At 40.2% G+C, this 13,882-nt stretch carries 9 protein-coding genes and 1 tRNA gene; 6 read left to right on the forward strand and 4 right to left on the reverse strand.

The features are described from left to right. The first annotated feature begins 189 nt into the window (after window positions 1-189). From DNK84_RS14695 to DNK84_RS11500, 6 genes are all read left to right on the forward strand, one after another. Window positions 190-516 (forward strand): hypothetical protein, encoded by a 327-nt coding sequence (locus DNK84_RS14695; RefSeq protein ID WP_208123317.1) that lies wholly within the window; start codon window positions 190-192, stop codon window positions 514-516. Window positions 517-701: 185 nt separating this feature from the next. After that, window positions 702-4,592 (forward strand): phosphoribosylformylglycinamidine synthase, encoded by a 3,891-nt coding sequence (gene purL, locus DNK84_RS11480; protein ID WP_119344646.1) that lies wholly within the window; start codon window positions 702-704, stop codon window positions 4,590-4,592. Between the two features lie 52 nt (window positions 4,593-4,644). Then, window positions 4,645-5,901, forward strand: coding sequence for an MFS transporter (locus tag DNK84_RS11485; protein ID WP_119344640.1), 1,257 nt, complete (start codon window positions 4,645-4,647; stop codon window positions 5,899-5,901). Window positions 5,902-5,905: 4 nt separating this feature from the next. Next, window positions 5,906-8,083: a primosomal protein N' gene (locus tag DNK84_RS11490; RefSeq protein WP_119344641.1), complete on the forward strand. Its 2,178-nt coding sequence runs from the start codon at window positions 5,906-5,908 to the stop codon at window positions 8,081-8,083. Between the two features lie 101 nt (window positions 8,084-8,184). Then, a complete protein-coding gene (locus DNK84_RS11495; protein ID WP_162902415.1) occupies window positions 8,185-9,039 on the forward strand; it encodes a universal stress protein in 855 nt (284 codons plus the stop codon). A gap of 360 nt (window positions 9,040-9,399) precedes the next feature. Next, on the forward strand, window positions 9,400-11,115 hold the full coding sequence (locus DNK84_RS11500) for an NAD-dependent malic enzyme (RefSeq protein ID WP_235826894.1): 1,716 nt from the start codon (window positions 9,400-9,402) through the stop codon (window positions 11,113-11,115). A 15-nt stretch (window positions 11,116-11,130) separates the two neighbouring features. On the opposite strand, the gene DNK84_RS11505 is transcribed toward DNK84_RS11500, so the two are convergent. From DNK84_RS11505 to DNK84_RS11520, 4 genes are all read right to left on the reverse strand, one after another. After that, a tRNA-Ser gene (locus DNK84_RS11505) sits at window positions 11,131-11,218 on the reverse strand. A gap of 368 nt (window positions 11,219-11,586) precedes the next feature. Continuing rightward, window positions 11,587-12,399, reverse strand: coding sequence for a nitrilase-related carbon-nitrogen hydrolase (locus DNK84_RS11510; protein WP_119344643.1), 813 nt, complete (start codon window positions 12,397-12,399; stop codon window positions 11,587-11,589). Window positions 12,400-12,505: 106 nt separating this feature from the next. Then, on the reverse strand, window positions 12,506-13,198 hold the full coding sequence (locus DNK84_RS11515; protein ID WP_119344644.1) for a tetratricopeptide repeat protein: 693 nt from the start codon (window positions 13,196-13,198) through the stop codon (window positions 12,506-12,508). A 6-nt stretch (window positions 13,199-13,204) separates the two neighbouring features. After that, on the reverse strand, window positions 13,205-13,882 hold a 678-nt coding region (locus DNK84_RS11520; protein ID WP_162902416.1), incomplete at its 5' end, for an OmpA family protein.

Below are 13,882 nucleotides of genomic sequence, written 5' to 3' on the forward strand. Positions count from 1 at the left end.
TACTATTCTGATATGTTATTTGATAACTCTTAAGCATGTTTCAACTTTATTGGTGCTATATGCTATACATTTACTAGTGTTCAGCGCAGTCAATTTTTCAATTATAGTTGATATTTCTTTTTGAATGTCTTGTAAGTTTTGCTCAGCTAAGTTCATTATGGTCAAACTCATTAAGGTGAATACATTTAGTTGTATTATACCTTGGAGATTAATTCAACGGTAAAGAACTATTTACCCACAAATTCCGAATGCGCCCAAATTCAAGACTCTGATGACACATTAAAAGATAAATTAATTAGTTTTTTTAATCGGAGAGGCGGTCGTAGTAAACTATCTCAAGGGCAGAAAATGCTAGTATTCCAAGAACATATAGGAGAATTTATAGCTAAGGAATATTGCTATCAGCCTATGATGACTAAGCCACTTCCTGCTTTTGATCATGAGAAGCAGGCATACGTGATCATAAAGAACTTTAAAAGGGTAACACAAATTTTAAATAGTATTGTTGTGGGCTAATATACCTGGGCATTTTTTCTAAACCCTCTCAAACTGTTTCATATCACATTGCTACAAGGTAATTTATCAATCCTGCCACCTATATATACTCATCGTAAATCATTTTTCTTTATTAAAAACTTTCCAATTGAAGATAAATCTATCAAAATAGGGGCACTTTCAAAGCGGAATCCATGAGACAACAAATGTTGCAAATTTTTGGCAATAATGCTTTATCTTCCTTTGACCAGCAAAAATTACTGACAAAGCTTCAACACATCTGTCATGGCATCATAAGTGTAGAGGCGGAGTATATTCATTTTATTCAAGAAGCAAACCCTTTAAGCACACAAGCACTTGAGAAAATCAATGCACTATTGCACTATGGCGCCCAGGGTGAGTTGACAGAGAAAACAGGGCAAACCATCATCGTCATGCCACGCACTGGCAGCATTTCGCCATGGTCATCAAAGGCAACAGATATCATGCAAAACTGCGGTTTACATGATATTAAACGCGTTGAGCGCGGCATTGTTTATTATATAAATAGTAAAAGCGCCTTATCACAATTGCAATTACAAGCGCTCGCTGAGCTTTTGCATGATCGTATGACACAAAGTATTTATTTCTCACTTGATCAGATAAACCCTTTTATAGACACACATGTTAAAAAAGACTTACAAATCATTAACATGCTTGAAGAAGGTCAGATTGCACTGCAAAATGCGAATAAAAAACTTGGTCTGGCACTATCAGAGGATGAAATCACCTATTTATATAATGCTTTTAAAGCTTTGGCACGTAATCCAACCGATGTTGAGCTTATGATGTTTGCACAAGCAAACTCCGAGCACTGCCGTCATAAAATTTTCAAAGCCGACTGGGTGATTGATGGTCAAAAACAAGCTTACAGCCTCTTTGATATGATAAAAAACACCTATGAACATCACAAGGAGAATATTTTATCCGCCTATCATGACAATGCAGCTGTGATTGCCGGCTACTTGGGACAACGACTGCAAAAAGATGAAAACAATCAATATTGCTTTAAACAAGAACCTATTCACATCCAAATAAAGGTTGAAACACATAACCATCCAACAGCCATTGCCCCTTTTCCAGGGGCGGCAACTGGTGCCGGTGGTGAGATTCGGGATGAAGCGGCCACCGGCAGAGGCGCAAAACCTAAAGCAGGTCTTACCGGTTACACTGTCTCAAACCTTTATATTGATGGCGATATTCAGCCATGGGAAGTAAACTATGGCAAACCGCAAAGAATTGCCAGCGCACTTGACATTATGCTCCAGGCACCCCTGGGAGGAGCTGCTTTTAACAATGAGTTTGGCCGGCCTAATTTATGTGGTTATTTTCGCACGTATGAACAAGCGATTAATAATGAGGTGCGAGGTTTCCATAAACCGATTATGATCGCAGGCGGCTATGGTAATATTAAAGAAGAGCAAATAGCAAAACAAAAAATTCCTGTTGGCGCAAAAATCATCGTGCTAGGTGGCCCTGGCATGTTAATTGGTTTAGGTGGTGGCGCTGCTTCATCTGTCGATGCTGGCCACTCTGAAGAAGATTTAGATTTTGCCTCTGTTCAACGTGGAAATCCGGAAATACAACGCCGTGCCCAAGAAGTAATAGATACCTGCTGGATGCTGGGATCAGATAACCCGATCATCAGTATTCATGATGTCGGTGCCGGTGGTCTTTCTAATGCATTGCCTGAATTAGTTGCTGATTGTGATCGTGGTGCCATTTTTGATTTAAACGCCATTGATGTCGCTGAGAAAGGGCTTTCTCCACTTGAAATCTGGTGTAATGAATCTCAAGAGCGTTATGTGCTGTCAATTTTACCTGAAGATGTCGCGAAGTTTGACCAAATTGCCAAACGTGAACGTTGTCCTTATGCTATTGTAGGTGAAGCGATTGAGGAAAAAACGCTAATATTAAAAGATTCTCATGCAGCGATTGACCCTATTCATATGCCATTATCAATCTTATTAGGCAAACCACCTAAAATAACCAAACAGGTGACAAGTATCAAAGGCGCCTCTAGTCGATGGGATTATCATAACATTGATATCAAAGAAGCTGCATTTCGTCTTCTTCGCCTGCCGGCTGTGGGTAGTAAGAAATTTTTAATCACTATTGGTGATAGAAGCGTTGGTGGTATGACTTGCCGTGACCAGATGGTTGGACCATGGCAGCTCCCGGTATCTGATGTTGCAGTAACCGCCTCTGATTTTACCGGCTATCATGGTGAGGCCATGGCCATGGGTGAGCGACCTGCCTTGGCGTTAATGAACCCAAAAGCTGCCGCAAGAATCGTGATTGGCGAGGCAATTACAAATATTGCCGCAGCCTATATTTATCACTTATCTGATGTTAAACTCTCGGCAAACTGGATGGCAGCATGTAACCATCCCGGTGAAGATGCCAGATTATATGAAATGGTAAAAACTGCTGGGCTTGATTTCTGCCCACAACTGGATTTAACGATTCCAGTGGGTAAAGACTCTTTGTCAATGAAAACCAAATGGCAGGACAATGGGCAAGAAAAATCAGTAACTGCCCCTGTTTCATTAATCACAACAGCCTTTGCACCGGTGCAGGATATTCGCCGCACATTAACCCCACAATTACGCCTTGGTATTCCGGAAACCGATTTGATACTTATTGATCTTGGTTTCGGGAAAAACCGGCTTGGTGGCTCTTGTTTTGCCCAGGTATATAATGAATTGGGTGAAGCCACACCGGATATCGAGGCCAAGCCACTGCAAAACTTTTTTGCAGCAATTCACAAGCTTGTGAAAAAAGATAAGATTCTTGCCTATCATGATCGCTCCGATGGTGGACTTTTTGTGACCTTAACTGAGATGATGTTTGCTGCAAAATGTGGGCTTGAAGTGCATATTGATAATCTAGGTGATGATATACCCTCTGTTTTATTCAGTGAAGAGCTTGGCGCGGTTATTCAAATCAGAAACAGCGACCGAGACCTTGTTATGTCAGTACTAGCAAGCTTTCAGTTACAAGCACATGTCATTGGCGAACCGGTTACTTCCCATGAAGACTCGAAGCTCGTCATTTTTCATGACATCGATGAAGTTTTCTCAGCAACACGTGCACAACTACAAAGCCTATGGTCTGAAACATCTTATCAGATTCAACGAATGCGTGATAACAGCGAATGTGCTGATCAAGAGCATGCCTTAATCAAAGGCATGAATGATCATGGCTTATTTGCGCAGGTCCCTTTTGATTTCAAAGAAAATATTGCTACACCATACTTTAACACATCTATCAAGCCTAAAGTCGCCATCTTGCGTGATCAAGGCGTAAACAGCAATAATGAAATGGCAGCAGCCTTTACCTTAAGCGGTTTTGATGCGATTGATGTGCATATGAGTGACTTACAAAATAATCGGATTGATTTAAATCAATTCAAAGGTTTAGCGGCCTGCGGTGGTTTTTCCTATGGTGATGTACTAGGTGCCGGTGGTGGTTGGGCAAAATCAGTTTTATTTGATCCAAAGCTTTATGATATGTTTGCTCATTTCTTTGCCCGTAGCGACACATTTAGTGTTGGTATGTGTAATGGTTGCCAGATGCTGTCTCAATTAAAATCGATTATTCCAGGCGCTGATCATTGGCCTTTATTTGTCAAAAACCTATCAGAGCAGTTTGAGGCACGTCTTGCCATGGTGGAAGTGCTTGACAGCACGTCGATTATTTTCAAGGATATGCAAGGCTTAAAAATGCCCATTGTTGTCTCACATGCCGAAGGTCGCACGCAATATGATAATGCCAACAGCATGAAGACATTAATAGAACATAAACAGGTAAGCATGCGCTATATTGACAGTCACAGCCAACCTACTGAATATTACCCATTAAATCCAAATGGCTCTGAACAGGGCCTTACGGCTTTTACAAGTCAAGATGGCAGATCAACCATTATGATGCCACACCCTGAGCGTGTTTTCCGCTTAGCACAATTATCCTGGTATCCTGCAGACTGGCGCAATAAAGATTATGAATACTCACCCTGGATGCGTTTATTTATGAACGCAAGAACGTGGGTAGATTAAAGCACTTTGTCTGTTAAAATAACGTGTCTTACGATAGAAAAGAAGGAATAAAATGATTCAGCAAAGCACAAAAAAAACACTGATGCTTTCCAGCGCTGGTGGCTTATTAGAGTTCTATGATTTTATTATTTATGCGCTTCTTGCGACTTACTTATCGCATTTATTTTTCCCGGCAACTTCTGCAATAAATAGTCTTTTAGCAACCTTTGGTGCCTATGCAGTGGGCTACTTCGCACGCCCCTTTGGCGGTATTATATTTGGCCACTTTGGTGATAAATATGGCCGTAAAAAAACCTTTACCATGTCTATTTTTATTATGGCATTATCCACATTTATCATTGGCCTATTGCCGACACATTCAAGTGTTGGCTCACTGGCACCAGTTTTATTGATTCTATGTCGCATCGGACAAGGCATTTCTGTTGGTGGTGAAATCCCAGGGGCCATTACTTATATCAGTGAAATTGCACCTGACAAAAAAGGTGTCATGACGGGCACAATTTTCTGTTTTTTGATTTCAGGCGTTGCACTTGGTTTTATTATTGAAGCACTTTTACTGTTAGTTTTCTCTCACCAACAAATGCTTACATGGGGCTGGCGGGTTCCATTTTTACTGGGGGGTATTTTTGGCTTTATCGCCTATTACCTACGTCGCCAGTTAGCTGATATCAAAAACTTCCAGCCCTTTATTGAAGGTGCTTTTTCATTACCTTTGACCCGGCTTTTGCGTACACAACTATGGCCAGTGATTTATACATCTGTTCTTGTCTCTTTTGGCGCTTTAGCATTTGTGACAACATTTTTACTACTACCGGCTTATTTAACGAACATCCTAAAACTCAAATTCTCTTATTTTGCCTGGATGAATAGCCTTGGTGTATTGATTTTATCTGTTTTATGCATTGTTATCGGTAAGCTTTCTGACATGACAAATCGCACCTTTATCTTAGTGTTAAACTGCGTCTTAGCTGGCCTTTTGTCTTTTGTCATTTATATTATTTATATCAATTACCCACAACTCTACTTTTTAGGCGTTTTGATAAGTGCCGTTGTGGTAGCTTTTTCCTGGGGAAATATCCCCGCAATTTTAACCGAAAGTTTTGAGCAACAAACACGTTACTCTGGCATTGGGCTTGCCTATAACATTGGCTTTGCAGTTTTTGGCGGTCTAACACCTGTTATTGTTTTAACAACCATTAAGCTTTCTGATGATTTTCTGGCACCGGCTTATGTTCTTTCTATTGCCAGCACCATTATGTTAATTTTTATTATCATCAATCAGTTTATTAAACATACAACCATAGAATAACAACATGTATGTTCGTGTTGCCTTGCCAGGACCATTCTTAAAAGGTCTAGACTATAAATTCCCTTTTTCTGATGCGCCAGTACTATATACACGGGTGTTGGTCCCGCTTGGCAAACGTCAAATTATTGGCATTATTATTGACAAACAATCTACCTGTGATTTTGACCATAAGAAACTTAAATCTGTTCTCAAGGTACTTGACACTGCCCCTGTTATTTCATCAATAAATATTAATATGATAAACTGGCTAAGCCATTATTATCACAGCTCACTTTACCAGGCATTCAAGCTTGCCTTGCCAAAGCTTTTATTACAAAGAGAACATGCACACCCTAGTTGCCAATACTACTACGTGTTAGCAAAGCAGTTTACCCCTGCAAAAAATGCACATCAGCAACAAAAAGCGCTTAGCCTCTTATCGCAAGAATCACGCTTGTATCATGAGGATTTAAAGCAGCATAATATTCATTTAGCAACGATTCAGGCATTGCTAAAAAAAGAAGTCATTATTAAGAAAAAGGCAACGCTAGAGAATGAAATAAAACCTGCTCAAAACATTAATAATCAAGATGAACCAACGCTTAATAAAGAACAGCAACATGCAGTACAACAGATACAAAGCAGACTTTATGGCTTTTCTACAACACTTATCTTTGGGATCACCGGAAGTGGTAAAACTGAAGTTTATCTCCAGGCGATAAAGCCACTTATCAAGCAAAATAAACAAGTGTTGGTACTTGTACCAGAAATTAATCTCACCCCACAGACACAAACACGTTTTTATGCACGATTTGCTGTACCAACCGTGGTGATTAACTCAAAAATCAGCGATCAAACACGGCTTAACTATTATTATGGTATTCAACAGAATCATATTAAAATTGTGATTTCAACGCGTGCTGGGCTTTTGTGTGATTTTAAAGAACTTGGCATGATTATTGTTGATGAAGAACATGACAGTTCTTTTAAACAGCAAAATGGAATACATTATCATGCCAGAGATATGGCAATTGTTAAGGCAAAAGCACATGACATTCCTGTTATTCTTGGCAGTGGTACACCTTCTATTGAAAGCTATTATCATGCTAAAACAGGTAAATACCACTTGTTAAACTTAACAAAACGCGCCTTAAATCAAACGCCTAATACCATACAAATAATTAATCTGCAAAAGCATAAAGCACCATCAGGGATTTCAAGCATTTTAAAACAGAAAATATCCCAATCACTAGAGAACAATGATCAGGTGCTTTTATTTGTGAATCGCCGTGGGTTTGCACACAGCCTTATCTGTCAGGATTGTGGCTGGTGCGCACAATGTGATGCTTGTGAAACCCCTTATACGCTACATCTGCACCCACAGCATTTATCTTGTCATTTCTGTGGCAAAGGAGTGAATATTTTCACACACTGTAAAAACTGCCAGTCAACGGATCTAATCGATTTTGGCAGTGGAACAGAAAAACTTGAACATCACTTATCTGAACTATTCCCATTAGCACGTATCGCACGACTTGATCGAACGGCAACCCAGCGAAAAGGTGCACTTGAAAAGCAATTACACGCAATTACACAAAAAAAAGTTGATATCATCGTTGGCACCCAAATGATTGCAAAAGGTCATGATTTCCAACACGTCAACCTTGTTGGCATTATAAATGCAGATGCCGGTTTTTACAGTCAGGACTTCCACGCGATTGAAAAAAATGCGCAATTAATTACTCAAGTTGCAGGCAGAACAGGCCGTGGTATCAAAGCAGGCGAAGTTCTATTGCAGACTTATCAACCTGATAACCCCATGTTTGCTTTGCTACTAAATGGGCACTATCAACATTTTCTTGAGCACTTGCTTACAACTCGGAAGATGCTGCTTTACCCACCTTTTAGCTACCAAGCCTATATTTATGCCCAGGCATCACAACAATCAGCGTGTATTACCACACTAAACACGCTTGCCGCTCAGTTAGGGAAAATGACCCAACACCAACAAGCGATATGCCAAATATCAGGCCCTATTCCAGCGATTGCAGCTAAACGTTCGGGGAAATACCGGTTTAGCCTGATGCTAACCGCAAACAATAGAAAGGCATTACATTATTTACTCAAAAGTATAAATAGGTTTATCACGCAACAGACAAAAGTTAAGCTCACATTTGACATCGATCCCATTGAGATAAAATAATAAATTTTTCAATTTTACCCATGATTATCGGATACAAGCGCTGTATAACTATGCTAAAATCAAAACATGTGCTTACAGAGATGTTAAAAAAGGAAAATACGATGCACTATCAAAAAATTCTCGTTGCAATCAATATCTATGAAGATTACAATCATGTCATTGACTCAGCAAAAGCATTTGCAGAAAAAGTTAATGCGCCGGTTGACGTTGTCACCGTAATCGATAATGCTGCTGAGTTTGTACCAGCTGCCATCGACTTTCAGCGAAGCTTGCAGGAAAATGCCAAAGAAAAGCTTGAAACAATTAAGCCTCGCCTTGAAGGCATTAAGGCAAGCTATCACATTTTAGAAGGAAACCCCAACCACCAAATAACACATTATGCCAATGAAAACCATTGTGATCTTATTATCATTGGTTCACATGGCCGACATGGTATCAACCTATTGCTAGGCTCAACAGCTAATAGTGTACTGCATAAATCTAAGTGTGACGTGCTCACAGTAAGAATCCGTGAAAATAACCCAAACAAGGTTCTCAACTATAAGAAAACATTACTGGCAACCGATCTTGAAGATGACAGCCAGGAAGTCGCAAAACTGGCACAGGTCATCTCCAAGCTATTTGACGCACAAGTCTCCACCATCACGGTTCAAGGTGATCCAACCGTTGTAACCGGCATTTATGGCATTGTCCCAGAAGTCCAAACAAAAATAGCCGAAGACATCCAGGACAAATTAGATGACTGGTCAAAACAATATGGCTTTAATGGTAAACACTATAACAACACAGGCAATGCTGCTGATGAGATCACACAAACTGCCAATGATGAGAGTTATGGCTTGATTGTATTAGGTAGTCATCAACGTGGTGCTTTGGGGCGCTTTTTCCTGGGCTCTACCGCCAATGCCGTTTTACACCATGCAAAACAGGACGTTTTGATCAAAAAATTAAAATAAACAAGCGCACCCCACATTATTTTGTGGGGATCAAGTTTTCTATTCTTTTATCTCAATAGATTTTGGCTTGGCCAGTGCCTGATTTTTTCAATACGTGCTATTTACATTTTGAAACCCAAGAAAAAATACTTTACCATGACGCGATTGATCGGTAAAAACATGGCTGCTTGCAACTGCTTGCGAAGTTTAAAAAAACGTATAACCTTAACGATATTATGACTTTATTTTATCTACTATCCCATTCGTAAATCATTTTGTGGTGTTTAGTTGCAAAGCACTTTGTGAAGATTGTGGTAAGCTGGATTGCAAATGGTATATACCACTTGCAGCATAACAATAAATTAATAAACGAGTACGATTATGATGAAAAGAACAAAAAGATTTGAATTCAAACGAAATGAAGAAACTGGTGAAATGTGGGTTGATACAGACCTACGTGGCAAGAGCCTCTTAACACTGGCATCCTTAAACAAAGGAACAGCATTTTCTGAGCGTGAGCGAGAAGAATTTGGTCTACTTGGGAAACTACCCTACCAGATTGAGTCGCTTGAAGAGCAAAAGGCTCGCGCCTATCGCCAATACAAATCATTTCGCAGCAACATTGGCCGACACAGCTTTTTAAAGAATTTACATAATATCAATGAAACGCTTTTTTACCGCCTGGTTCGAGATAACCTCAATGAAATGTTGCCGATTATCTATACCCCCACTGTAGGGGAAGCCGTGATGCATTATAGTGAAAAATTCCTATCACCTCGTGGTTTATATATTGCTTATCCGGATCGATATAAAATGCGAGAAATTTTACGCAATCGTACTAATTCCGATATTGATATCATTGTTGTCAGTGATGCAGAAGGTGTCCTTGGTATCGGTGATCAAGGTGTTGGTGGTATTGAAATTCCAGTTGCAAAACTCATGGTCTATACGTTATGCGCAGGCATTAACCCTGGCCGCTATCTTCCAGTGTTTTTAGATGCAGGCACCAATAACAGACATTTGTTAGAAGACCCCTTGTATCTTGGTTGGCGCCATCCAAGAATCCGTGGTGAGCAATATGATGAAATGGTTAAGCTATTTATCGAAGCCGTGCAAGAAGAAATGCCAAATACGTTCTTGCACTGGGAAGACTTTGGTCGTGATAATGCTCGTAAAAACCTTCTTAAATATCAGCATCAGATTTGCAGCTTTAACGATGATATGCAAGGCACAGCAGCTGTGGCAATTGCCGCCTTGATTTCGGCATGTAAGAAAGCCGAGATTAAATTTACTTCACAAAAAATCGTTATCTTTGGTGCAGGTACAGCAGGGCTTGGCATTGCAGATGAAATTGTCAATGTGCTTATCAATTCAGGCTTAAGCAAAGAAGAAGCATATAAGCACTTCTGGTGTATCGATCAAAATGGTCTGTTGGTTGATGACCAGGAAATTATGGATTTTCAACGCCCTTATGCCAGAAAACCTGAAGAAGTTGCCAACTGGAAAAGGGATGAAAATGGATTTATAAGTTTAGAGGAAGTGATAAAGCAATCCCAGGCAACAACGCTTATTGGCTGCTCAGGAGCGGCTAATGCCTTTACTGACAAGGCAATTCTCCAAATGGCCCAAAATAATGCTAACCCAATTATTTTCCCGCTTTCTAATCCAACTGCACGGTGTGAACGTGTTCCTGAAGACATTATCCGCCTCACAGAAGGCAAGGCACTTATCGCCACAGGCAGCCCATTTGCGGATGTAGGGTATAAAGGAAAAGTCTATCGTATTGCACAATCTAATAATGCATTGGTATTCCCAGGCATTGGCTTGGGTATCGTTGCCATTCAAGCAAAATGCTTTACAGATAAAATGCTTTGGGCTGCTTGTAAAGCCTTAGCAAAATACTCTGTGCAGGATGAGGGACTATTACCAGAGTTAAATGAAGCCTACAGCGTCAGCCGCCATGTGGCTTTTGCCGTTGCAAGACAAGCAATTGAAGAAGGTGTTGCAGAAGAAGTCGATGATATCTGGCGCAAAATCGATCATGTTATCTGGGAACCTAAATATTATCCTTATCACTATAAAACAGAATTAGTATAATAACGAATAACTAAGTGGCGGAGGGGAAGAGATTCGAACTCTCGATACGTTGCCGTATACACGCTTTCCAGGCGTGCTCCTTCAACCACTCGGACACCCCTCCAAAACTTAAATTGTTACCGCATCACTTCAGAGCCTAACACGATTAAGGCCGTCGCACTGCGTACTCCTTGTTTTATTTAAATGCTATCCTTGCATTTTCACAAAACCCGGCTTTTTGCCAATCCGGTGCAAAAAGCGTTCACCGGCTCGGAACTCCAGCGTTCCTCGGGGAACCGTCTCACCCACTCGGACACCCCTCCAAAACTTAAATTGTTACCGCATCACTTCAGAGCCTAACACAATTAAGGCCGTCTCACTGCGTACGCCTTACATTTGTTTAAATGCTACCCTTGCATTTTCACAAATTAAAACAACGGGCAAATCTTATCAGAGCATTTGTTAGGATACAAGCAAAAGTTTTATTTTCTGCTACCGCCGGTACTTTAATTGAAAAATACCTTGATCAGCATCAGTATTGTGAAATGTGCTAGAAGCAATAGCTTCAACCAATACCCCTTCTCCTATTTCAATGCTTTGTGCCACACGACCATCTGCTAAAATAATGCTTGAATTGCCATAGCTTAAAATGCCGGTGTCTTCATGAAATCCGCTTTGATTCGCTGCAAGTACTGCTGTATTATTCTCTAAAGCGCGCGCTTTGAGCATAAAAGACCAGCTTGCTGCGCCTAAATCTGAATCCATCGCCATAGATACCACAAAAATATCAGCACCTTGCTGCTTTAAATAACGAAAAAGCTCAGGAGAATATAAGTCAAAACCTGAGGCAAGGCCAAGATTCGCATAAGGTGTTTTAATCACTTTTGCCTGTTCACCATAAACCTGTGATTCAAAGCATATATGCGCATCGGCAAAAGCCGCAGGTGGTTGTGAAGATAAATGATAATAGACATCGACCAGCTGCCCAATATCATTGTAAATTATTGTCGCCAAATAAAAAGAGTGATTCTCATACTCTGATATAATTGGCACACCACTGGCGATAAGCCAAACGCCAGATTCAACACTTAACTTCTGTAAAAAGTTCTGAATGCGACCTTCTCCAAGAATTTCCTTATGAATCTCATAGTCATTCTCATTTTTAGAATAAAGTGCAAAATGATCAGGCAAAGCGACGATTTTTGCCCCTTTTTCTGCTGCCTCGCTTACTTGCCGCCTGACAGCTAAAAGATTCATTCCTACTGCGATTGATGAACACATCTGAATCACGGCGAACTTGCTCATATTCTCTTCCGCTTTGACTCAATTAAACTGATTATATACCACGCACAAATTATTTTATAGGCTTTCTCAGTCGCAAAAGCATATAAAGCTGCTGATACCACCCGATTCAAAGGCTTTGTAGTTGCTTTTGTGCCTTTTTTGCCACTTGGCTTTGAGGATATTTTTTAACAACGGTTTTAAGGTAGTCTTTCCCTTGTTCTGTATTCCCATTTGCCATCTCAAGTAATCCAAGACTGTAGGTTGCCTGCGCAATTTTTATACTCTTTGGATAGCGTGTTACAATCGTCTTAAACTGTTGATAGGCGTCTTTTGGCTTGTTTTGAATTAAGTAAACCTGCCCAAGCAAATACAATGATTCTGAGTAATGCTCACCATTATAAAAATCCTTTAAATATTGCTTGAGATTCGTTTCTGCTAATTGATACTGTTTATTTAGAACCGCTTGCTTTGCTTTGCTAAATGCTGCATTATCATGCTGCAGCTTCAATTGCTTTGCTGAAGGCTTGTTCACTTCTTTTTCCAGCATACTTAGTTTTTCGTCAAAATCCTTAAGCTTCTGTGTCACAACCTGATTAAGCTGATTGATCTTATAACTGTTAAGCTGGATTTGCCCACGCAATTCATTTAACTGCTGAGAAATATTTTCCTGATCATTCTTGTTTTGCTGTTCAATCAAATAATTGACTTGGTTGCTAAGCTTTGTCACCTGTAATTGCAAATTATCCACATCTGCTGCAGTACTAAGTTTAAAACAGACAACGCCTAAAAAAGCGATAAAAAATTTCTCTAATCGCTTCATACTGATTTACCTGCACTTTTGACCAAAATCAAGCACCACACGGCGATCTAAATAATAAGCCTTTTGTTGCGCTTCACCTTTACACTCTTTTGTCATAGCATTTTTACACATTTGTGCATAAAGTGCCTGTGGGCTTACTGCCGGTTGTGATTCACCGTAACTTACTGTACAAAGCAAATTGCTTGGGACACCTTCTTGCAATAAATACTGACGTACACTATCACCACGGCGTTGACCAAGGTTTAGATTATATTTTTCGCTACCCCTTGGATCGGTGTGCCCTGCCAGCCGAATGGGTTGTTTAAATTCAATTGCATAATTGGCGACCTGTTTAAGACAAGTTTGTGCCTGATCCGTGAGTTTTGTACTATCAAAAGCAAAATAAACAATTTTGCAAGAAATCTGGCGCAAAGCCGCGATCATTTGCTGTTGTTGGGCTGGTGTATAAGCACTTGCATTATAGATACGCTGCTGTAATTGTGCAATTGATTCTCCCTGAAGCCCTTCCACCTGTCCAAGTCCACTTGTTTGAACAGCTGGCTCCTGTGATGCCCCTGCCTGTGGACCAATACCTTCTATTGGTGCTGAGCCTTGTGATGCGCAACCTGCCAAAACAGCCACAATGCCTGTTATAGCAAAGCTTACTAAATGTTTTCTCTTTAAAATTTGTCGAGTAGACATCTC

Source organism: Facilibium subflavum (genome assembly GCF_003574485.1).
Lineage (GTDB): Bacteria > Pseudomonadota > Gammaproteobacteria > Francisellales > Francisellaceae > Facilibium > Facilibium subflavum.